This window comes from Mesorhizobium sp. RCAM 05099, from assembly GCF_059683685.1.
Genome location: NZ_CM185035.1, coordinates 6386344 through 6407073, shown reverse-complemented (window position 1 = coordinate 6407073; position 20730 = coordinate 6386344). Strand labels below are relative to the sequence as shown.

Sequence of the window (20730 nt, the reverse complement as noted above, 5' to 3'; positions counted from 1 at the left end):
ACGGTTCCCGGTCCGATATCGTAATGCAATGCACTTGTTGGATCTGAATTCGACCTATCGGATTTATGTCAGCCTGTGGCACAAACCATGGCCGATTGCCACATACCGGCAAAATCGACGATGTCGGCAGCAACCCACGAGCTCCATCCATCTGGTCGGGAAGCGCATAGTTCAGGGCGATGCTGCGTGATCAGGTGGGTGGTCTCCGGCTGTTTCGTTGTTTTTGAGTTTGCAACCGACATCGAACTGTTGTGTGCGACCCCGGCTCAACAATCCCTGCGTGTGGGGGCGAGGCGTCCGCCTTCGTCTCATGGCTAAATCAAAGACAGCCGATGGCGCCACTCGCGGCCAGTGCCGACCCTTCGAACAGGGCAACGACTGCCTTGTCATCAGATGGATCCACCATTGTCGGCAGGAGGTGGTTGCGCAATGTCGCGCTCGATCAGCCAGAGTTCCAAGGCCTCTACCATCTCTTCGGCCGATTTGCCGAGTGTCTTGAGATGGATTTCCGGGTTCTCCGGCGCTTCGTAAGGGGAATCGACGCCGGTGAAATTCTTGATTTCGCCATTCAGCGCCCGCGCATACAGACCCTTCGGGTCGCGCCTGGCGCATTCCTCGAAGGGCGTGTCGACAAACACCTCGATGAATTCGCCGTCGGCCATCAATTCCCGCGCCATGCGCCGCTCGGCGCTGAACGGTGAAATGAAGGAGACGATGACGATCAGCCCGGCGTCGGCCATCAGTCGCGCCACTTCGGCGACGCGGCGGATGTTTTCGACGCGATCGGCGTCGGTGAAGCCGAGATCGCGATTGAGGCCGTGACGGACATTGTCGCCATCCAGGATGTAGGTATGGCGCCCGGTGGCGAAGAGCTTCTTTTCGAAGAGGTTGGCGATGGTCGACTTGCCCGAGCCGGAAAGCCCGGTGAACCAGAACACGGCGGGGCGCTGGTTCTTCAGGTCGGAGCGGCCATGCTTACCGACATCGAGCGATTGCCAGTGGATGTTTTCGGCGCGCCGCAGCGAATGCAGGATCATGCCGGCGCCGACCGTGGCGTTGGTGATGCGGTCGATCAGGATGAAGGCGCCGGTGGTGCGGTTCTCGCCAAAGGTGTCGAAGGCGATCGGCGACCGGGTCGAGATGTTGCAGATACCGACTTCGTTCATCTCCAGCGACTTCGCCGCCTCATGGGCAAAGTCGTTGACGTTGACGCGGTACTTCAGGTCGGTGACGGTCGCGCTGGTCTGGTCGGTCTCGGTGCGCAGGATGTAGGAGCGGCCGGGCAGCAGAGCGTGTTCGTCGAACCAGACGATGTTGGCGGCGAACTGGTCGGCGACCTGCGGCCGCGCCGCGGGCGACACCAGCATGTTGCCTCTGGAAACCTCGACCTCGTCGTCGAGAACAAGGGTGATGGCCTGGCCGGCGACTGCTTGTTGCAGATCGCCGCCATGCGCGACGATGCGCCTGACATGAGAGGATTTGCCGGATTTGGCGACGACGACCTCGTCACCCTGTGCAACCTTGCCGGACGCGATGGTGCCGGCAAAGCCGCGGAAGTCGAGATTGGGGCGGTTGACATACTGCACCGGGAAACGGAACGGCAGTTCGGCGGCAGCTTCATCGACCGACACGTTTTCGAGATGCTCGATCAGCGTCGGGCCGGAATACCATTTCGTCTTGTCGGAGCGGCCGGTGACGTTGTCGCCGTAGCGGGCGGACATCGGGATCGGCATGACCGTCTGGAAGCCGAGTTCCTGCGAGAACTGCCTGTAGTCTTCGACGATCCGATCGAAGACGCCATGGTCGAAACCGACGAGGTCGATCTTGTTGACGGCGAGCACGATGTGGCGGATGCCGAGCAGCGAGGCGATGATCGAATGACGCCTGGTCTGGCGCAGCACACCCTGGCGGGCGTCGATCAGCACGATGGCGAGATCGGCAGTCGAGGCGCCGGTCGCCATGTTGCGCGTGTACTGTTCGTGGCCGGGCGTGTCGGCAACGATGAACTTGCGCTTCGGCGTGGCGAAGAAGCGATAGGCGACGTCGATGGTGATGCCCTGCTCGCGCTCGGCCTCGAGGCCGTCGACCAGAAGCGCGAAGTCGATGTCGTCGCCAGTGGTGCCGTGCTTGCGCGAATCGCGCTCGAGCGCGGCGAGCTGGTCCTCGAAAATCTGCTTGGTGTCCGACAGCAGGCGGCCGATCAGTGTCGACTTGCCATCATCGACCGAACCGCAGGTCAGGAAACGCAGCAGCGATTTCTTCTCCTGCGCCGCCATGTATTCGCGGATGCTGTCGGTCGGGGCGAGGCTCTTGGCCAGGATGTGGCGCATGCTCAGAAATACCCTTCGCGCTTCTTCTTTTCCATCGAGCCGGCTTCATCGCGGTCGATCAGGCGACCCTGCCGCTCGGAGGTGCGCGCGGTCAGCATTTCGCCAACGATGGCTTCCAGTGTGTCGGCATCCGATTCGATGGCGCCGGTCAGCGGATAGCAGCCGAGCGTGCGGAACCGCACAAGGCGGTCCTCCACAGTCTCGCCGGGGCGCAGTTTCATGCGCTCGTCATCCCGCAGGATCAGCATGCCGTCGCGCTCGACGACGGGCCGCTCCTTGGCGAAATAGAGCGGCACGATCGGGATGTTTTCCTGCAGAATGTACTGCCAGATGTCGAGCTCGGTCCAGTTCGACAGCGGAAACACCCGGATCGATTCACCCGACGCGATGCGGGTGTTGAAGATCTTCCACATCTCCGGCCGCTGGTTCTTCGGATCCCAGGCGTGCCGGGCGTTGCGGAAGGAAAAGATGCGCTCCTTGGCGCGCGACTTCTCCTCGTCGCGCCGCGCCCCGCCAAAGGCTGCGTCAAAACCGTATTTGTCGAGCGCCTGGCGCAGCGCCACGGTCTTCATCACATGGGTGTGGGTGTTGGAACCGTGATCGAACGGATTGATGTTGTCGCGAACGCCATCTTCGTTGACATGAACGAGCAGATCGAAGCCGCGTTTCTGCGCCATCTGATCGCGAAAGGTGATCACTTCGCGGAACTTCCAGGTCGTGTCGACGTGCAGGAAGGGGAAAGGCGGCTTGGCGGGATAGAACGCCTTCATTGCCAGATGCATCAGCACCGAGGAATCCTTGCCCACCGAATAAAGCATGACCGGCTTGGTGAAGGCGGCCGCAACCTCCCGGAAGATGTGGATGGACTCGGCCTCCAGACGTTGCAGGTGCGTCAAAGGAACATTCATGTCGGCACTTTCTAATCCAGCCTTTGACGGCGCTTAAAGCGCCGCCCCGGGCAGAACTGCCAGTCATCCCCGAAGCGGGCCCTTGCAAGCGCGAATGTGCGCCGGACGTTCGACGCTTGCTGAAACCATATGATCACAGCTTTCGTCATCGCGACGATCTGAGACATCCGAGAGATTGCCCCAATGGTGTGGTGTTCAATCAGCCGGCAATATCATGCGCCGGCCAAACGGAATGAACGACCATGCCCGTTCGTGGAGATAGTACAGCACGATTTTTGTAATAACTTCAGCACTGGCGATCGATCCCGCGGAAACGACGTTTCCAGTTATGAGCCAGCTGAGCGCGAACGTATCGACACTGCCTGTGATGCGCCAACTGACAGCCTTGGCTATGGATCTGCCGTGGGTCTCGGGAACAGGAATGAACATGCGCAATCGCTCCAGAGGGACGTCAAAACCGACCTGATTTGGTCAGCGTGGTTTGGTGGTGGGAACGTTCTTGATCCTGCCTGTCGATCAGGTCGGGAGGAAGTACGTTGGCGGTCATGCCCTTCTTGGCAAGTCTGCAACAAGAACGCCCTTAGTTGATGCCATTCGCAGCCAAGTGGCAGCCCCGTCGTGGAGCAAGCCCGCTACTGGCTGCGAAGGCCAGTCACACGGCAGCGACGTCAAAGAACCTCGCATAAGGTCCGTCTGCGAAGTGAAGCCGCAACTCGTCGAAGTTCTCTACCGTTTCGTCGAGCGGTCGCGCTTCCTGGCGCTGAAGGATGGCGCGACCGGAAAGCTGAAGCCCCGGAACCCCCAAGAAATCCCAAATCGCTCCCAAACATGCGGCGGGTTCTTGGAGAAGGCTCTCATATTCGATTACCAGCACGTTGGACGGCGCGAAGGCGTGCGCAACTCGAGCGTAGAAAGCGTCGGCGGTTTTGAAGTACGCCTCGCAGTCGGCGATTGGCAATCTGACCCGTGGTGGCGGAGCCGCATCCTTGTCCGAACTGAACTTCAGCCATTGGCCGCTTTGCCGTGCCTGCACCAGCGACCTTAGGGATTCCAGTATGTTTCTCCGGACCACGAGGATGACCTTGAGTCCTGGCCAACGGGCCAGTTCCGCAAAAAAGCCCGGATGATCGTGAAACTGAGGTTCGTTGACCTTGCAGCCAACATGCGTCACCGTCTTGTCGCTCCAAGTGGGACAGCGCACGTAAGCAAGCTCTAGGAGCTCGCGATCGCCGAGCAGCAAGCGATCCTTATCGGGCCAGTTGGTGTCGTACTCGTTGAGCAACTCACCGTTACTCAATATGTTCGGATGCTCGTTTAGCAATACTTCCAGGTAGTGTGTCCCGGTCCTTGGCATAGCAAGGATGGCAAAAGGCTCAGGTGTCGGTGAAATGTGGGTCATGGTGTGTGTTCCAGCTGATGATAGTTTCGACGGTTCAGGGGCACCCAGGACAAGAATACTGGATGTGATCTCTAGACGCGGACGGATGCAATCCGCGCTCATGCAGCCGGATCGCGCCATGAGGTTCTGGTATCGCAGACCGGCGTGCAAGGCTGCGTCCAGTCGCGTGTGCGCCTCAGCTTGTGTGTTCTGCTGTCCCCAACTCACAGTCGCTGGGCCAAGCACGCTCGCGGCTGTAGCCGTTCGCGATGCTGACTCTCGTTCTCCTTCTTGTATTCGAAAGTAGCATCAACGCAGCAGGCGCCGGCGAAGCAGCACCATCGAGAGGAAGAACGGCACTACCGCGTATATGCAAAGCGCACCAATGTGCAGGGCGATGTCCCCAGCCGGGCGATCAAGCATGCCCGGACGAATTAGGTCGATCGAATGCGCCAGCGGTAAGATGCCCGCTATGTGTTGAAAGGTGCTTGGCAGTTGAGTGACCGGGAAGACAGCGCCGGACAGGAACAACATGGGTGTGAGGAAGAGCGTCTGGTAGAATATGAAGTAGTGGTAACTCGGCGCAAGCGCGATTACGATCATCGCCAAGCTCGCAAAGGCCAACCCAGTGAGAGCGATGACTGGTAGCACATAGAGGACGGACGACCATGCTGAGTAGCCCGCTATGACGGCCACCATCGCAATTGCCGTACCGGCCAGAAAGGCCTTTGTGGTTGCCCACACCAACTCACCGAGAACGATGTCGCCGAGGGTAAGTTGTGTGTGCAGGATCGCTTCCCAGGTCCGCTGTTCGTTCATGCGAGGGAAAGTCGCATAAATTGTTTCGAAGGTGGACGCGGTCATCGCACTTGTCGCGACCATGCCGGCTGCCAAAAAAGCAGGGTACGACGCGTCTTCAACGCGACCTACCATCATTCCGAGACCAGTGCCGAGTCCGAACAGGTAGATCATAGGATCGGCGAGGTTACCGAGAATCGACGCGAGCGCGACCTTCGTCCATGCCAGATAGTTGCGGCGCCATACCGCAATCCAGTTCCAAGCGTTGGCGGGTAGAGCCGCCGAAAAACCTTTACCCATCGTTCACTTCTCCATCTCGCGTCCGGTCAGCCGCAAGAAAACGTCCTCCAGACTGGGTGGACGCTCCAGAAGGCGCAGACCCGCGCGCCCGCGCAGTTGTACGCGAACCTGCTCCGGATCGGCCGTATAGCAAAAGAGCGTCTCGCCGCTCACCTCGACGCGCTGCACGTATGGCCTGATCAGCGAAACCAACTCCTGGGGATTCCCGCCGAAGATCTCGATCACCTGGCACCCGATGTGTTCCTCAATCAGGGCATGAGGGCTGCCTTCGGCGAGTTTGCGTCCATGCTCCAGAACGCACAGCCGATCGCATAAACGCTCGGCCTCTTCCATAAAATGGGTAGTCAAAATGATCGTCTTACCGCGCCCCAGCAGGAAACGCAGACGCTCCCAAATCAGGTGTCGCGCGTGCGGGTCGAGGCCGGTCGTCGGCTCGTCCATCACGAGTAGCTGGGGGTCGTTGATCAGCGCACGTGCCAGTGTCAAACGCCGTTTCATGCCGCCGGATAGTTCGCCGACACGTGCATCCGCCTTGCTCTCAAGACGGGCGAACTCGAGGAGCGACGGGATGACCTCTTTGATCTTGCGTGTGCTCATGCCGAAGTAGCGCCCGAACACCAACAGGTTCTCTCGTACGGTGAATTCCTGGTCAAGGTTGTCGAACTGCGGAACCACGCCGATGCTCTTGCGTGCCAAGCGACTCTGCGCACCCACCGGCTCTCCAAGAACCGTGATCTTGCCCGCATCAGGCACTGTCATGCCGAGGAGCATACGCGCAATCGTGCTCTTGCCCGCACCGTTCGGCCCCAGCAAGCCGAAGCACTCTCCCGACGCAACGGTGAACGACAGCCCGTTCACAACAAGCTTGTCGCCGAAGGACTTCTTCACGCCGGCAAGGTCGATTGCTACTTTGGACATGTGTCTATCTCAGTCTTAAGAGGCCGATCAGCCGGCCGGTAGCTTACTTGCGAATATTTCTTGGCAGAACCGGCCATCGCATTGTGACGGCCCCTTTGGATAGTCACAGCCGAAGCAAGCGTGTGTCGCTCTCACCGGACGGATTAGCGTCGAGATGCAATCGATCGCCGTGCTGACAATTGATGGATGTTGCCCAAGCTCACAACGTGTCCATCCAGCCAACGCACTCGATCACTCAGCGCTGCAAACGCTGTCCGCGTTCACCAACTTTGAAGAATCGCGCGGAAGATCCGTTCTTCGAATTGCCTCAGCACTTCCCGAACTGCCTGTACCAACTCCGGCAATCGGGTTTGCGACGATGATCTGCTTTTTGTCGGCGTTGGGCAGGGTGGCAGTCTTGCGTGAAAGCCAATCACTATTGCTCAAGGTGCACAAAGCATAGGTTTTCAAGGGGAGTAACAGAAAGATGTTGATAAAAGTGTGCAGAGAAAAGCCGATAAATCGAGCTTGCCGAGCTCGACATGCTGTCACGGTGCACCGAATGATGGTCATTGCTGCAATAACCAGGATTGTCGGCCACGGCAGCGTGGCTGTCAGTGCAAACTGCGCAATCCCGGCTATTACCGACAGGGCAAGAAGTAGCGGTCCAAGATTCTGTCCGACGACGTCCAATGTAAGATAGCGATCGAGGCCGGGCAACAGGCGCAGCGCAAGCAGCGTGTCCCGGAAAGTGCTCCGTGCCCAGCGCAGTTGTTGGCGCAGATAAGGTCCTAACCTATCGGGAACCACCGTTACAGCAATAGCGTCCGGAACGTACTCGGTTCGAAAGCCTGCCTCCAGCATGAGGATCGTAAGATGGCGATCCTCACCGAAGTCGCTTGGCTTGCCCCGAAACATCTGCGTCTCGTACTGGTCTAGCAGCGAAAGCAGCGAAGATCGGCGGTACATAGCACATGGGCCGCAACAGCACATGACGGCACCGAAGCGGGCTTGCGCCGCCCTCTCCTCGTTGCAGGCCAGCCAGTACTCCATATCGATCAATCGGGTCAGCCAAGTGTCGCTCCGGTTGCTTGCCGTCAACTGGCCCATGGCAGCGCCGATTGCTGGATCCTGCATCTTCCGTGCAAGCTTCATGATGACGTCGGACGCAAGTGTCGTGTCCGAGTCGACGTTGAGCACCAAATCTCCAGATGAGCGACGTATCGCGGCGATCTGCGCTTTGCGCTTGCCGACATTCTCTGGGAGCAGAATGAAGTCGAATCGCGGGTCGCCGGCGTAATTGTCGTGAATGGGAATGACGGCGTCGCGATTTCCAGAACCGTCATCAACCACGTAGACACGTAGCTTTCCGGCGTATTCCTGGTTTGCAATGGAATCTAGGCACGCCGAGAGCGTAAGCGGGCCTTCGTTGTAGCAGGGGATGATGACATCCACGCTCGGCCAGAGGTCGGAGCCGACCAGGTCTTCCGACGCCGGTGCAACGGTTGGCGGCAGGGAATAAACCGCCTGCATGCCCTTATAAACAGTCGAGAGCAGTGCATAGCACGCGACGGCGACAGTACTGGTCGTGGTAAGCAGGTCCATGGGATCTCGTATGTTCAGTGATGTTGAGGGAGCGGGCGGATTACAAAACCGCGGTGATGCAGCGCTGGAATCAGGCGGGATAGCGCCGTGACAGTCTGGTCACGCAGACTGGCGTAAGTGGCCGATTTCAACTCCTCGGGCCACCCGTCGTGCAAGAGCACAATTGCGCCCGGCTCAACACCGGTGAGCACCTCATCGACAATCGCGTCGACGCCAGGGCGAGCCCAGTCTCGCGGGTCAACTGACCAATGGACGCATGCCAATCCAGCGCGCGCCGACGTAGTGAGCACGTCCTCGGTCCAGACCCCATACGGCGCGCGCATGCGCCGCACCGTGGCCTGGGGACACGCCATCCTGATGGCGTTGCTTGCCTCGTCTATTTCACGTTCGACTTCGCCGGGTCCGCATCTGGACAGGTCTGGATGAGTCATCGTGTGATTGGCTACCTCGTGCCCTTCTGCAATCATTCGTCGGATGAGTTCCGGCTGGTCTGCTGCGTGGGCACCGATGACGAAGAACGTCGCCGGCACCCGATGTTGCGCCAACAAATCGAGGATCTGCGGTGTGCAAACTGGATTGGGCCCGTCGTCAAACGTCAAATAGACGCTGCGATCTTGAGTGCCGTCAGCGCAGTCACTGGGCACTTCGCACATGTAGTCCACATTTTTCATAGGTTTGGAACGCTCCGATCGATCAGGGTGCCGGGCGGCCACTCGCCCATCGAGCATCGAATTGGCGCAACATGGTTCGGCATCGCCTGCCGAACCGTGCCGGATGGAATGGAGAGGTTGTCGCGTCGTGTGGACGCGATGGACCTTGCACGGGTCACCGAAGAACCAAGCCGCAATCGACATGCGACTTGATTGATGTTGGGCGTATGCCGGAAGGCGTACACCAGAAAATGCTCCTCGGAGCCGAAAGTGCTCCTCGGAGCTAACGCAAACATCGACAACGTTCCTTTAGGACTTCCTTGAATTCTCCCTATGCGACGTTCTGCAAAATCGGTAAAATCGTTTGTTTCGATCAGATGCATCCACGCTTTGGATAGCTGATGACATGCGTTTTCAAACGGCTCGATGTAAATCTCCTCGTGGCGCACGACGCGCGCTCGCCGGGCGCGGCCTCACTGCCGCGGCAAGCCGAAGCATCGGATGACACGAGCCCTTTCGAACAATCTTCGTGACTAGCCCGCCAGCTTGCGGCGCGCTTTGGCGTCGCATTGTGTGGTCCAGCGCTATCGAGCTACGGGTAGCGCTCGGCCTGGGGTGGCCATCGCCACAGCGTTCTGGAGCATCGGGCGTTCATCATCATCGAGCGGATCGAGCAGACCTCGAATCTGACGCTGCATCGGCAGAAGCTGGCCGCACGCGGTATCTTAGTGTCCCGTAATGCGGTTTGGCAGTTTCTCAGGCGCGAGGGGTGGAGATGGGCCAGCTCATCCACAAAACCACATCCACCGAATGCGCAAACTACCTCGCACACGCTCGTGGGCATGCTTCTATCAAAATGCTCTAAGCCAACCGGCCATGTCGTCGCGCGGCTGCACGATTCTTTCCACGATGAAATATTGCCATGAACAGCCGCGAACTTATTCTAATACCGCGTGCGGAAGCACTCGCCCCCTAAGTTCGTTAGAGTGGAGACCTCTCGCGTGATGCCTACCCGCACTGTGGCCCATCTCCCGCGTAATCTCGGCCGCCACTACCTGTGGCTCTTGGCCATCGGGGCGGCCGACGGCCAAGGGTGATAACGCCGCGCTGCTGGGCTATCTGAAATCACGCATATTGCTGCCCCTTCGGTGATGCTGGATGAATCCCAGATCTTCGTGCAGATAGCTGGTTGCGCGGGTCGCGGACCGTGACGCAAGGGCGTTTTGGAACAGGTAAGCTCCGGTCAGCCCGTGCTCAGATCATAGCCATGCCGCCATTCACATGGATGGTCTGGCCGGTGACGTAAGCGGCTTCGTTGGAAGCGAGATAGGCGACGGCAGACGCCACTTCGGCGCTGGTGCCCATGCGCCGGGTCGGGATCGCCGCCATGATCGCCTCCTTCTGCTTGTCGTTGAGCTTGTCGGTCATCGCCGATTCGATGAAGCCCGGGGCGACGCAGTTGACGGTGATGTTGCGGGCGGCGATCTCCTGCGCCAGCGATTTGGACAGCCGATCATGCCGGCCTTGGAGGCGCAGTAGTTGGTCTGGCCGGGATTGCCGGTGACGCCGACCACGGACGTGATGTTGATGATGCGGCCGTGCCGGCGGCGCATCATCGGATGCGTGAGTTCGCGGGTCAGACGGAAAACGGCGGTCAGGTTGACCTCGAGCACCGAATCCCAGTCGGCATCCGCCATGCGCACGAACAGCCCGTCCTTGGTGATGCCGGCGTTGTTGACGAGAATGTCGACGCCTTCGAGGTCGGCCTCGACCTTCTGGCCGAGCGCCTTGACCTCGTCGCGATTGGAAAGGTTCGCCGGGAACAGCCTGACCCGGTCGCCAAGCTCGGTTGCCAGCGCTTCCAGTTTCTCGACGCGGGTGCCATGCAGGCCAACGATCGCGCCTTGCGCATGCAGCATCCTGGCGATCGCCTCGCCGATGCCCCCGGATGCGCCGGTGACGAGCGCCTTGCGGCCAGTCAGTTCCAACATTTATTATGCTCTTTTCAAATGCTGCAGCATCGCCGCGCCAGAAGTCTCGGTTCGTGGCAGCTTCCTCGCCGCGAACTCGCGCAGCGCAGAGGTCTCGGCCACGATAATTCCAGGCGCCGGATGACCGACGTGATCACCTAAATCTGCTGCTTCACTGGGCTACTGCAAGTACTTGCACTCCAACCCTTCAGCCCACCTGAGCAAGGAGGCCGCTACGGACCGATCGGGAATTCCGCAAACATCGGGATACGGAAGGTGACCTTGCCGGCATGTCGTCCTACACCTGCCTGAATGCCAGAACTGCGTTCATGCCGGCCATGGCGAAGGCGTTGCTCAGTGCCACGCGGACCTTGCGCTCGCGCGCGACGTTGGGCGTGACATCGAGATCACAATCGGGGTCGGGCTCGCGATAATTGGCGGTCGGCGGCACGACACCCTCTTGGATTGCCATCACGCAGGCGATCATTTCAAGCGCGCTCGCGGCGCCGAGGCAATGCGCGTGCATGGACTTGGTGGAAGAGATGGACATCGAGTTGGCGTGGCCACCGAAGACTCGCTTGATCGCCTCCGTCTCCATCCGATCATTGGCCTTGGTGCCGGTGCCGTGCGCATTGATGTAGTCGACATCCTGGGCATTCAGCCCGGCATCGGCAAGGCAGGCGCGCATCGCCGCCTCCGGCCCCTCGACAGCCGGCGCGACGAGGTTGAAGGCATCAGCGGAAAGGCCGATGCCGGCGATCTCGGCAATAATCGTTGCGCCGCGAACAGTGGCATGTTCATAGCTTTCCAGCACGGCCATCCCCGCACCCTCGCCCAGCACCAAGCCCCTCCTGTCGGAGGAGAAGGGCCTGCAGGTATCTGGCGCAAGCACGCGCATTGCTTCCCACGCTTTCACCACACAAAATACGAATGGCGCGTCGCTGCCTCCGGCAAGCATCACGTCGGCCCGGCCGCACCTGATCTGGTCTACGGCTGAGGCAATCGCATGGTTGGCAGAGGCGCAGGCGGAGGTGACGCCGAAGACCGGCCCGCGCAGGCCGAGGCTCATGCTGACCTAGCCGGCAGCGGCACTCGGCATCGCCTTGGGTACGTCCATGACGCCAGCACGGCGCGCGCCGTTCAAAAGGAGCGCGCGCTAGCTTGCCTCGATCGCTTCCCAGCCGCTGCCGCCGACGCCCACTGTCGCACCGAAGCGATAGGCATTCGTTCATCGCAGGGAAGTCCGGCCTGTCGCATGGCTTCCCGCGCTGCAAGCACGGCAAGCAGGCTGAAGCGGTCCATGGTGACGAGCTGCCTGCGGTCGATGTCGTGCTCAGGGAGCGTCTTGATCTCGGCACCGATCGTGCCGGTCAACCCGTGGAGCTCTGAATTGACAATCGGGCCGATTGCTGAGCGACCTTCGCGCATCTCTTTCCAGATGGAGTGGGCATTGGTGCCCAGCCCGCACAGCCCGCCTATTCCGGTGATGACGACCCGCCTGTCCATTCAAGCTGCCTCAGCAAGCAAGCCGCGGATGGCTTTCACGATGTCGCCAACATTCTGGAGATCCGACCACGCCTCCGATGTGTTCATTTCGATCTTAATGCCATAGGCTTGCTCGAGGTCCCAGAGCACGTCCGCCAGTCCCAGCGAATCGATGCCGAGCGCGGTCACTTCCGTCTCCGTCGTTATTTCGCCGACTATGGGTCGAAACGCTCCCGCAAAGTTCTCAGATTCGACGCGTTTCTTGATTATGGCAATGATTTCCGTTGCGAGTTGATCAGCCATTCTGTCTGTTCCTTTCGATTTCAGCTGGTTTGACGTGGACGCGGCTCAACTCCTGCGGGCCGCGTTGCGAAAATAGCCACCGACAAAGCTCATGCTCATAAGGGCGGGCTGAGTTCCGGCCGATCTGCGGCGTAGGCTCCGATGACGAAGAAGGTCGCCGGCACCCGATGTGGCGCCAGCACATGACGGATCTGCGGTATGCAATGTGGGTTGGGCAAGTCCTCAAAGGTCGGCGTCAGCGCATCACCCGGCACTCACATGTGTAGTCCTGCTTACAATTCTGGACCGTTTCGGTCGATCAGGGTGCCGGACGGCCACTCGTCCATCGAGCGTCCAATTGGCGCAACGAAGACGATCACGTCCTCGACGCGGGTAGGCGGCAGGTCGGGATGTATATTTGCGAGGGTGGACCGTACCTCAACCCCCGACACAATGCTCGCCAGACCGCCGCGGCAGAACCTCTCAACGTGGTTCCGCATTGCCTGCCGAACCGTTCCGAACACAAATGGAACCCCCATCCGCTGCAGCAATGGGTACACAACGCTCAGTGAAAAGCTGATTCCGAGTCCCTCAAGATCCGGACGGACCCCGTATAAGCCAATTTCGGCCACCAGTAGATCGACCTCGCCAACTTTGATGAAGCGGCGCAGTATGCCAATATGAGCCGCTATGCCGTGCGCGTCGTAACCGATTGCGCGGAATTCCGGCCTCGCACCGGCCCAGCTACGGCCGCCTTCGAATGGCTTTGCGTTGAAGGCCCCATGCCGTCCATAAGTCTTTAGAAAGAAATCGGAGAGTTCGACATGGTCGGCCAGTTGCAACTCATTTTCCCAGCACAACTTCCACCGTACGTCAGAGCCCATGGAAATACCTCATCTTGATTGCTGTTTTTGAGATAAGCGCCTACGCAAGGAGAGCTTGTCGCGTCGAGCTGACGCGATGGACCTTGCGCGGATCACCGAAGAACCAAGCCGCAACCGACATGCGAGTTGATTGATGTTTCGGCGTATGCCGGAAGGCGTACACCAGAAGATGCTCCTCGGAGCCGAGAATGCTCCTTGGAGCTAACGCAAACATCGACGATTTTCCTTTAGGGCTTCTTTGAATTCTCCCTATGCGACGTCCTCCAGAATCGGTAAAATCGTTTGTTTCGATTAACGGCATCCACGCTATGGATAGCTAAAGGCATGCGTTTCAAAGGGATTGACCTAAATCTCCTCGTTGTGCTCGACGCGCTGCTGGTGGAGCGCAGCCTCTCGGCGGCGGCCCGCCCCATCAACCTCATGAGTGCGGCCGTCGCCCCCGCTGCGCGATTTTTTCGGCGATGAACTGTTTACGACGAGCGGCCGCGAACGTTTTGTGACCCCGCGTGCGGCAGCACTTGCCCCCGCGGTTCGCGACGATCTCTGCACATCCAGTGCTCGATTATGGCTGTCCACCACAAGCAGCTGTCCGGCAGCTTACGTTCGAGAGATACATGTAGATGAGGCACGTCTCGGTCAGGTTCGGGCGTATTCTGAAGCCCTCCATCGAGGAATGGTTCTTGCTTGAACACCCCCGTCGCGACCCATCGCCGGTATCGGCGGAAGACGCTGTTCCACTTGCCATATTCATCAGGCATCAGGCAGATGAGGCCATTGCGCCCCGGTTCGGGCCATCCACATCCTGCCTTCGAAATAGCGCCGATTATCCTGCGCCGGACGGCACCCTCGACCCCGCTCAGCTGGCAGCAGCGGCCCGATCCGTGCCCATTCCTCGTCCGATACCCCAATCCGCTCGCCCAACGCTGCCTCCAAAAGACAGCCTTGAATCAGCGACCGAGTCTAGCGTCAAGCTTTGTCCACGAAGCCTAGCACTACTTTGGCATATTTTTGATGAGGCGGGCGTTTTTGGGATTGAACGAACCCGCTGACGCGGGATTGGCGTGTGCATTGGCTGGAATGGCCTCCTGATGGGAAGGTTTGGTTGCTGAGACCAACCCCTGACCAGGAGACCATCCCATGGCTGAAGCCACGGCAGCGGTAAGCCCGCTGTGCCGTCGCATGATCGACGACATGAGCTTGCGCAACCTGTCGCCCGCGACGCAACGATCCTATCTGCATGCGGTGGCGAAGTTCAGCCGTTATTTCGGCCGGTCGCCGGATCGTCTGGGGCTGGAGGACGTCCGTGCGTTCCAGGTTTATCTGGTGTCGCAGGGCATTTCCTGGCCGGCGCTGAACCAGACGGTCTGTGCGTTGCGTTTCTTCTACGGCGTGACGCTGGACCGGGCGGAGATCCCGGAGCGCATCGGCTATGCGCGCACGCCGCGCAAGTTGCCGGCGATCCTGAGCGCCGACGAGGTGGTGCGCTTTCTGGAAGCGGTGCCATCGTTGAAGGCGCGCACTGCACTGACCACCGCCTATGCCGCGGGGTTGCGCGCCTCGGAGGCGGTGAGCCTCAAGGTGGCGGATATCGACAGCGACCGGATGGTGATCCAGGTCCGCCACTGTCGATACCGGGTCAATACTCCCCATAAGTGCCGTTTGAATCTTCCTCAGTTTAGCGTTGCCGCCGGTCTTCCGGGGCGCGCCCCGGAGGACCGGCGGCGCGTCATCACCGATACTGCTCTCGATGGTCGAGAGGGGAATGGCGGTGATCAAACTTGGGGAGATAGTCATGATCTTGGATATGCATCGGCAAGGGCTGTCGGTGTCAGCGATCGCCAGGCAGACCGGCGTCGATCGAAAGACAATCCGCAAATACATCGAGCGTGGCCTTGAGGCCCCTGCCTATGGACCAAGGAAGCCGCGGGCGACGGTGATTGATCCATTCACCGCCTATCTGCGTGAACGGGTTGCCGCCTATCCCGGCCTTAGCGGTCGGCGGCTCTTGCGAGAGCTGAAGGATCGTGGGTATGCCGGTTGCTACACTACCGTCACGGACTTTCTCAGAGACGTTCGTCCGACCTCAGAACCCGGCTTTGAAGTTCGGTTCGAAACAGCTCCCGGCGAACAGGCCCAGGTGGATTTCGCCCAATTCCATGTCGTCTTCACCGATGAGCCGGCAACCCCCAGGATAGTCTGGCTGTTTTCTATGGTGCTGGGCTATAGCCGTCTCATCTGGGCGCGCTTTGCCATGCATCAGGATCTGCCGACGGTGTTGCGATGCCACGCCGCGGCGTTCGATGCGATCGGCGGCGTTCCACGCGAGATCCTTTACGACCGAATGAAGACTGCCGTCATCGGCGAAGGCGAGACGGGCGGCATTGTTTATAACCGCGCTCTGCTCGATCTCGCTCGCCATTTCGGCTTTCATCCAAAGGCCTGCAAACCATATCGCGCCAAGACGAAGGAGCAGGCATCACGATGCACCTTGTTGGAGTTGTTGAGCGACAATTAATCTGGGCGGACGACCACCATATCGACTGCCGGCGCCTTTTTCGAGTCTGACGTTGCCCGGCGGTTCGTATAAGTATCGATGGTTGGTTGCGTATCGATGGCGCTTGAGAATGCCCTTTCGCCCGAGTTGGTGAACGGTCGAGGCGCACACGCCGAGCTGCTGGGCTACTTCCTCGCCGGTCAGCATTCCGCTCTCCCGCAGCCGTTCGTACCGGTTCTTCAATCCATAGGTGCGGCGCACGAGCATGACCTTCTTCAGGGTGAAGGGTTCGCCGCGCCAGTTGCGATGCCCGAGTTCATTGAGGCGGGCAGCGATCTGCTGGTCGTTGGCGGTCTCCAGCAGCTCATTCATCAACGCCACGACCTGTGCCGGCGTCTTGCGTATCACTGACATGGGCCGCGGTCTGGTCACCGACAGGCTCTGCGTGCGCCCGCCGCGCCAGCGGATATGGATGTTGACCTGCTCGTCGACGAGCAGCGTCACATCTTCGATGAGAAGGCCGAGCATGCGCTTGCGTTCGACGGCACCGGTGCGCTCGTCGTTCCAGATGCGCGGGAAATCGGCGGCCAGCGCCCTGATGCGCTTCTGCGCTGGCTCATCCAGCAGCGAGCGGTCGGCTTCGTTCTGGCGCTCGTGCTCGCGCTGGAGTGCGTCGAGGTCGCGCAGCCGTGCGTTCCAGTCGGCTTCCAGCGCGTCGGCGACCAGGCGGTTATCCGGATCGACCTTCAGGTAGCGCCGGCGGGCCAGTTCAGCCTCGTAGCGGGCGCGTTGCAGCTGCGTGCCGCGCAGGGCCGCGGCCTGCTCCACGCGCTTGGTGATCTCCTGCTGCACGGCAAGCGCGACGTCGATCGCTGCCGGCGCCATCGCCTCCAGCAGGAGCGCGCTCACCGCGTCGTCGACTGGAGCGCCGCGCACCCATTGGCAATGTTTGCCGGCGTGCCGCACGACGGCTTCGTTGCAGACATAATACGGGCGCAGCCGCCCCTCGAATGGCTCGTAATGGACGCGCATGCGTGCACCGCAGCGGCCGCACAGCAGCCGTCCCTGCAACAGACCGCTGCCCTGGCGGGGCAGCGTCCGCGCAGGCCAGGTGAAAAGCCGGCGGCGTTCTGTTCCAGGGTAGTCTGATTGCGCTCGTACTCGGCCCAGGAAATGTAGCCCTCGTGGGCGTCGGGTATAAGCACCTGCCAGTCGGATCTCGCCACGCGCAGCTGCACGGACTTGAGCTTGGCATTGTAGGCGGTGCGCGTGCGCCCATAGGCGAATGCGCCGGCATATCGCGGGTTGTGCAGAATCTGGAGCACGCGGGAATGGTCTATCTCGCTCCACAGGACGTCGCCCTTGCCGATGCCGCGACGGATACGCCGGGGAAAGAGGATCTTCTCGCCGCGCAGGCGGCGCACGACGGCGCAGGCCGAGCCGGTCTCGCGGAAGGTATCGAACAGGAGCCGAGGTAAGCGCCGAATCATTGGGGAGCTTGTCGCGTCGAGCCGACGCGATGCTGCTTGCGCAGATCACCAACATGCAATTTGGTTGATGTTCGGCGCACATGGGAAGGCCTACACCGGAAAGTGCTCTTCGGAGCCAACGCAAACATAAACAAACTTCCTTTAGCGCTTCCTTGAATTCCCCTATGCGGCGTTATGCAAAATCGGTAAATCGTTTGTTTCGATCAAACGTATCCACACCATGGATAGCTGCCGACATGCGGTTCAAAGGGCTGGATCTGAACCTTCTCGTCGTGCTCGACGCGCTGCTGAGTGAGCGCGGCCTCACGGCGGCGGCACGCCGCATCAACCTTAGTCAGCCGGCCATGAGTGCGGCCGTCGCGCGGCTGCGTGACTATTTCCACGACGAACTATTTACGATGAGCGGCCGCGAACGCATTCTGACACCGCGTGCGGAAGCACTCGCCCCCGCAGTTCGCGAGGCTCTCCTGCACATCCAGGGCTCGATTATTTCTTGGGATCCGTTTAGTCCGGCTCAATCCGATCGCCGCTTCAAGGTCATTCTTTCCGATTTCGTCACACTCGTGTTTTTTGAAAAGGTCGTCGAGCGTGTTGCGCGGGAAGCACCCGGCGTCACCTTCGAATTGCTGCCTATCGACGACAGCCCTGATGAGCTCCTCCGACGCGGTGACATCGATTTTCTAATTCTCCCGGATTTGTTCAAGTCGAGCGCGCATTCGAGAGTGGCGCTGTTCGACGAGACGCTCGTGTGCGTGGGCTGCGCCACGAACAAGCAGCTGCCACGGAAGCTTACATTCGAGAGATACATGTCGATGAAGCACGTTTCGGTCAAGTTCGGGCGTTTGCTAAAGCCCTCCATCGAGGAATGGTTTTTGCTTGAGCATGGTCTTAAAAGACGTGTCGAGGTCTCCGTGCAGGGCTTCAGCATGATCCCGCCAATGGTATCAGGCACAGATCGTATAGCGACCATGCCCTTGCGGCTGGTCAGGCATTTCGAAAAAACGTACCCCCTGCAGATTATCGACCTTCCGCTGCCACTTCCCGGATTTACCGAGACCCTCCAATGGCCGACCGCTCACAACAGTGATCCGGCAAGTATCTGGATGCGGGAGATAATGTTGCAGGAGGCGTCCAGCATGGCTACTCCAAGCAAGACCTCGGGACGTAGCACGCGCTCCTAGAATTCTCCGCCTATCACCCCGCTCATGTTCCTGCAGGCCTGAGGGCGATAGATCGGCTGCTTGGCAGGTGTTGCGAGCAGTCGGATCGGCTGAAGCTGTACGGGGCAAGGAGTGGAGCTCAGAGACGACGGGTTCATCAGCCTCTCATCCGCGGGTTGGGAACCGCCTTCCGTATCTTCAACTCGGCCTGTCCTTGGTCTAGGGAGCGGGAGTTGTGCGTCAAGTTCAGCAAATGGCCCTGGCATTGACGTCGGCGCGCGTTCGCCGCGCAGCCTCCTCATTCACCGTCGAGCCGAGAAGAGAGGCGCACAGCTTCCTCGGTGATCGCCTCCGCCTCGTATTGCACTCTCCACCAACCCCAATACCAACGCTTTCTTCAAGCGCCCCTAGCGCTTGAATAGCTGCGTTGAGAACCGGCTGGAAGGCACCCGCTATCTCAACAAGGAGCATTCGCGCGAGCACAAGAAGGAGGTGCTGCGACAGGCGGCCTGAACCGCTTCGTTCATCACAGGCTCGGTGTGAGCGGGGTGTTCGCGCCGTCAACGCCGCCTATCGCGCCACCTTCGACGGTGGCCTGCGGCCAGCCTTGACCGCGTTGCGCGCGCTCACCGCAATGTCGTGTGGTCGGGAGGAAGGGATGGTCACCGCCGACGAACAAACGGATGCCCGCTCCCACATGACGTTTTTGCAGAACTTGACGCACGCGACTCACCTTCAGAGCTCTCGTCGCACTTTGGAGCTGAACCCTTCTAACACTATGGGGACGGCGCCGGGCGGACTGGCTCGGCCACATAATCACGAGGGGAGTTCCCCACCGTGGCTCCGCCCCCGGCGCTGTGGCGCACGTTGGCTCGGAACCGCTATGATGGTGAAACCTCTCGCCGACGACCTGCAAGCAAGGGGCCATCTCATGCACGATCTCGGCCATAACCCCCGGTGGCTTCTTGCCGGCAGCTCTCAGGCGACTACAGCGGGCGCAGAGTCGGCCCTGCGCCTTCCAGATATTGTCGCGTACAGCTTTGGAAAGACCCTCGAGTCGAGCCTACGCCGCCTCAACGGTTAAGAATCTCGCAAAGTCGATACCCTGCGGATCGTCGAGCTTTCTGCCACTTCCCGCATTCGCCGAAGCGGCCAATGACCCGCCCTTCACAATAGCTATCCGGCAAGCATCTTGATGCGAGACGAGTTACAGGAGGTATTCTGTCATGGCTTCTACACCTGCCTGAATGCCAGAACCGCGTTCGTGCCGCCAAAGGCGAAGGAGTTGCTCAGTGCCACGCGCACCTTGCGCTCGCGTGGCACATTGGGCGTGACGTCGAGATCGCAATCGGGGTCCAGCTCACGATAATTGGCAGTGGCGGCACGACGCTCTCGCGGATTGCCATCACGCAGGCGATCAACTCGAGCGCGGAGGCAATCCCAGTGAATCGATGCCGAGTGAAGTTAGTCCCGTGGCAGCCGTTATCTCGCCGCCCGAGGCAGGCGCTATGCCGCCCTCCGACGCCGCGCGCGTCTTGATGATTGCGATTATTTCGTTGGTCAGTTGATCTACCATCTTGTTCCTTTCCAGCTTGCGTTTTCGACTTGGCTCAATGCCTGAGCCGCGCGGCGTTGCGAAATCTGCCTCTCACCAGCTTGTGCGACTCACCTAGACCAACTGCTTGGTGGAGGCCGGATGAGATCCGGGTGCACTGCGGCGTAGGCACCGAAGACGAAGAACGTCGCCGGCATCCGATGTTGCGCAGCACATCGAGGATTTGCGGTGTGAAAAATGGATTGGGGCTTCGCCAACCTTTGGTGAAGCGGCGCAGTATGCCAATGTGGGCCGCTATGCCATGCGCGTCGTAGCCGATTGCGCGGAATTCCGGCCTCTCACCGGCCCAACTACGGCCGCCTTCGAATGGCTTTGCGTTGAAGGCCCAGTCCGTCCAGCACAACCTCCACCGCACGTCAGAGCGTATGGAAAGATTTCTCCTTTCGGGCTCTTTTTAACGCACTCGTCACGCGATAGAGGCAGTGGGCGATCGGTGCGCGTCAGATGCTGTTGTCAATGTAGGATTCAGAAATCGTTTGTTTCG

At 60.0% G+C, this 20730-nt stretch carries 16 protein-coding genes and 11 pseudogenes; 5 read left to right on the top strand and 22 right to left on the bottom strand.

Annotated features, from left to right (window positions below; genetic code table 11):
• Window positions 1-389 precede the first annotated feature (389 nt).
• From cysN to AC56QQ_RS31735, 9 genes are all read right to left on the bottom strand, one after another.
• Complete coding sequence (cysN, locus tag AC56QQ_RS31775; protein ID WP_497124664.1) at window positions 390-2330, bottom strand: sulfate adenylyltransferase subunit CysN; 1941 nt, start codon at window positions 2328-2330, stop codon at window positions 390-392.
• Between the two features lie 2 nt (window positions 2331-2332).
• Window positions 2333-3238 (bottom strand): sulfate adenylyltransferase subunit CysD, encoded by a 906-nt coding sequence (cysD, locus tag AC56QQ_RS31770; RefSeq protein WP_497124662.1) that lies wholly within the window; start codon window positions 3236-3238, stop codon window positions 2333-2335.
• 195 nt (window positions 3239-3433) lie between these two features.
• The gene (locus AC56QQ_RS31765; RefSeq protein WP_183455225.1) at window positions 3434-3667 is read right to left on the bottom strand and encodes a DUF2061 domain-containing protein; all 234 of its coding nucleotides are present in this window, start codon (window positions 3665-3667) and stop codon (window positions 3434-3436) included.
• A 223-nt stretch (window positions 3668-3890) separates the two neighbouring features.
• Window positions 3891-4637 (bottom strand): sulfotransferase, encoded by a 747-nt coding sequence (locus tag AC56QQ_RS31760; protein WP_497124661.1) that lies wholly within the window; start codon window positions 4635-4637, stop codon window positions 3891-3893.
• 288 nt (window positions 4638-4925) lie between these two features.
• On the bottom strand, window positions 4926-5714 hold the full coding sequence (locus AC56QQ_RS31755; protein WP_497100527.1) for an ABC transporter permease: 789 nt from the start codon (window positions 5712-5714) through the stop codon (window positions 4926-4928).
• A 3-nt stretch (window positions 5715-5717) separates the two neighbouring features.
• Entirely contained in the window at window positions 5718-6632 is a 915-nt protein-coding gene (nodI, locus tag AC56QQ_RS31750) for a nodulation factor ABC transporter ATP-binding protein NodI (RefSeq protein ID WP_497124659.1), read from the bottom strand.
• A gap of 231 nt (window positions 6633-6863) precedes the next feature.
• Entirely contained in the window at window positions 6864-8216 is a 1353-nt protein-coding gene (gene nodC / locus AC56QQ_RS31745; protein ID WP_497124658.1) for a chitooligosaccharide synthase NodC, read from the bottom strand.
• A 14-nt stretch (window positions 8217-8230) separates the two neighbouring features.
• Window positions 8231-8887, bottom strand: coding sequence for a chitooligosaccharide deacetylase NodB (nodB, locus tag AC56QQ_RS31740; RefSeq protein WP_497124656.1), 657 nt, complete (start codon window positions 8885-8887; stop codon window positions 8231-8233).
• Window positions 8884-9315 (bottom strand): hypothetical protein, encoded by a 432-nt coding sequence (locus AC56QQ_RS31735; RefSeq protein ID WP_497124655.1) that lies wholly within the window; start codon window positions 9313-9315, stop codon window positions 8884-8886. Before AC56QQ_RS31735 ends, nodB begins: the two co-directional genes overlap by 4 nt.
• Window positions 9316-9445: 130 nt before the next feature.
• Between AC56QQ_RS31735 and AC56QQ_RS31730 the strand changes: the two are divergent.
• A pseudogene (locus tag AC56QQ_RS31730) lies at window positions 9446-9636 on the top strand (IS630 family transposase); the annotation flags it as partial.
• Between the two features lie 484 nt (window positions 9637-10120).
• On the opposite strand, the pseudogene fabG reads toward AC56QQ_RS31730, so the two are convergent.
• The 5 genes and pseudogenes from fabG to AC56QQ_RS31705 form a co-directional block, all read right to left on the bottom strand.
• A pseudogene (fabG, locus tag AC56QQ_RS31725) lies at window positions 10121-10857 on the bottom strand (3-oxoacyl-[acyl-carrier-protein] reductase).
• Between the two features lie 277 nt (window positions 10858-11134).
• Window positions 11135-12342, bottom strand: a pseudogene (locus AC56QQ_RS31720) (beta-ketoacyl-[acyl-carrier-protein] synthase family protein).
• A complete protein-coding gene (locus tag AC56QQ_RS31715; RefSeq protein WP_497100532.1) occupies window positions 12343-12624 on the bottom strand; it encodes an acyl carrier protein in 282 nt (93 codons plus the stop codon). It abuts the pseudogene before it with no gap.
• A gap of 110 nt (window positions 12625-12734) precedes the next feature.
• A pseudogene (locus tag AC56QQ_RS31710) lies at window positions 12735-12854 on the bottom strand (polysaccharide deacetylase family protein); the annotation flags it as partial.
• Window positions 12855-12896: 42 nt separating this feature from the next.
• Window positions 12897-13487 (bottom strand): NodA family N-acyltransferase, encoded by a 591-nt coding sequence (locus AC56QQ_RS31705; RefSeq protein ID WP_497100533.1) that lies wholly within the window; start codon window positions 13485-13487, stop codon window positions 12897-12899.
• Between the two features lie 324 nt (window positions 13488-13811).
• On the opposite strand from AC56QQ_RS31705, the pseudogene AC56QQ_RS31700 reads away from it, so the two are divergent.
• Window positions 13812-14031: pseudogene (locus AC56QQ_RS31700) on the top strand (LysR family transcriptional regulator); the annotation flags it as partial.
• Between the two features lie 206 nt (window positions 14032-14237).
• On the opposite strand, the gene AC56QQ_RS31695 reads toward AC56QQ_RS31700, so the two are convergent.
• Window positions 14238-14408: a transposase gene (locus tag AC56QQ_RS31695; RefSeq protein ID WP_497104025.1), complete on the bottom strand. Its 171-nt coding sequence runs from the start codon at window positions 14406-14408 to the stop codon at window positions 14238-14240.
• A gap of 216 nt (window positions 14409-14624) precedes the next feature.
• Here AC56QQ_RS31695 and AC56QQ_RS31690 point away from each other — a divergent pair, with 216 nt between their 5' ends.
• Window positions 14625-15383, top strand: coding sequence for a tyrosine-type recombinase/integrase (locus tag AC56QQ_RS31690; protein WP_497124654.1), 759 nt, complete (start codon window positions 14625-14627; stop codon window positions 15381-15383).
• A pseudogene (gene istA / locus AC56QQ_RS31685) lies at window positions 15280-15969 on the top strand (IS21 family transposase); the annotation flags it as partial. The gene AC56QQ_RS31690 and the pseudogene istA, both read left to right, overlap by 104 nt.
• Here istA and AC56QQ_RS31680 read toward each other — a convergent pair.
• Both AC56QQ_RS31680 and AC56QQ_RS31675 read right to left on the bottom strand, forming a co-directional pair.
• On the bottom strand, window positions 15964-17013 hold the full coding sequence (locus AC56QQ_RS31680; protein ID WP_497100536.1) for a hypothetical protein: 1050 nt from the start codon (window positions 17011-17013) through the stop codon (window positions 15964-15966). The pseudogene istA and the gene AC56QQ_RS31680 sit on opposite strands and share 6 nt — an antisense overlap.
• 155 nt (window positions 17014-17168) lie before the next feature.
• Window positions 17169-17471 (bottom strand): annotated as a pseudogene (locus AC56QQ_RS31675) (recombinase family protein); the annotation flags it as partial.
• A gap of 236 nt (window positions 17472-17707) precedes the next feature.
• Here AC56QQ_RS31675 and AC56QQ_RS31670 point away from each other — a divergent pair.
• Window positions 17708-18652, top strand: a complete 945-nt coding sequence (locus AC56QQ_RS31670) for a LysR family transcriptional regulator (RefSeq protein WP_497100537.1) — start codon at window positions 17708-17710, stop codon at window positions 18650-18652.
• Window positions 18653-19157: 505 nt separating this feature from the next.
• Here the strand turns inward: AC56QQ_RS31670 and AC56QQ_RS31665 are convergent.
• From AC56QQ_RS31665 to AC56QQ_RS31645, 5 genes and pseudogenes are all read right to left on the bottom strand, one after another.
• Window positions 19158-19355 carry a hypothetical protein gene (locus AC56QQ_RS31665; protein ID WP_497100538.1) on the bottom strand — a complete coding sequence of 66 codons (198 nt, stop codon included), beginning with the start codon at window positions 19353-19355 and terminating at the stop codon, window positions 19158-19160.
• Window positions 19356-19864: 509 nt separating this feature from the next.
• Window positions 19865-20073, bottom strand: a pseudogene (locus AC56QQ_RS31660) (beta-ACP synthase); the annotation flags it as partial.
• A pseudogene (locus tag AC56QQ_RS31655) lies at window positions 20067-20207 on the bottom strand (nodulation protein NodF); the annotation flags it as partial. The pseudogenes AC56QQ_RS31655 and AC56QQ_RS31660, both read right to left, overlap by 7 nt.
• 116 nt (window positions 20208-20323) lie before the next feature.
• Window positions 20324-20433: pseudogene (locus AC56QQ_RS31650) on the bottom strand (polysaccharide deacetylase family protein); the annotation flags it as partial.
• Window positions 20434-20445: 12 nt separating this feature from the next.
• Window positions 20446-20613: pseudogene (locus AC56QQ_RS31645) on the bottom strand (acyltransferase); the annotation flags it as partial.
• Window positions 20614-20730: the final 117 nt, after the last annotated feature.

Bases quoted from the DNA above. Each gene is read 5' to 3' on its own strand.
- AC56QQ_RS31715 (WP_497100532.1), bottom strand. From the start codon at position 12,624: ATGGCTGATCAACTCGCAACGGAAATCATTGCCATAATCAAGAAACGC.
- AC56QQ_RS31690 (WP_497124654.1), top strand. From the start codon at position 14,625: ATGGCTGAAGCCACGGCAGCGGTAAGCCCGCTGTGCCGTCGCATGATC.
- nodC (WP_497124658.1), bottom strand. From the start codon at position 8,216: ATGGACCTGCTTACCACGACCAGTACTGTCGCCGTCGCGTGCTATGCA.
- AC56QQ_RS31765 (WP_183455225.1), bottom strand. From the start codon at position 3,667: ATGTTCATTCCTGTTCCCGAGACCCACGGCAGATCCATAGCCAAGGCT.
- AC56QQ_RS31680 (WP_497100536.1), bottom strand. From the start codon at position 17,013: ATGCGCGTCCATTACGAGCCATTCGAGGGGCGGCTGCGCCCGTATTAT.
- cysN (WP_497124664.1), bottom strand. From the start codon at position 2,330: ATGCGCCACATCCTGGCCAAGAGCCTCGCCCCGACCGACAGCATCCGC.
- AC56QQ_RS31755 (WP_497100527.1), bottom strand. From the start codon at position 5,714: ATGGGTAAAGGTTTTTCGGCGGCTCTACCCGCCAACGCTTGGAACTGG.
- AC56QQ_RS31705 (WP_497100533.1), bottom strand. From the start codon at position 13,487: ATGGGCTCTGACGTACGGTGGAAGTTGTGCTGGGAAAATGAGTTGCAA.
- AC56QQ_RS31670 (WP_497100537.1), top strand. From the start codon at position 17,708: ATGCGGTTCAAAGGGCTGGATCTGAACCTTCTCGTCGTGCTCGACGCG.
- nodB (WP_497124656.1), bottom strand. From the start codon at position 8,887: ATGAAAAATGTGGACTACATGTGCGAAGTGCCCAGTGACTGCGCTGAC.
- AC56QQ_RS31760 (WP_497124661.1), bottom strand. From the start codon at position 4,637: ATGACCCACATTTCACCGACACCTGAGCCTTTTGCCATCCTTGCTATG.
- cysD (WP_497124662.1), bottom strand. From the start codon at position 3,238: ATGAATGTTCCTTTGACGCACCTGCAACGTCTGGAGGCCGAGTCCATC.
- nodI (WP_497124659.1), bottom strand. From the start codon at position 6,632: ATGTCCAAAGTAGCAATCGACCTTGCCGGCGTGAAGAAGTCCTTCGGC.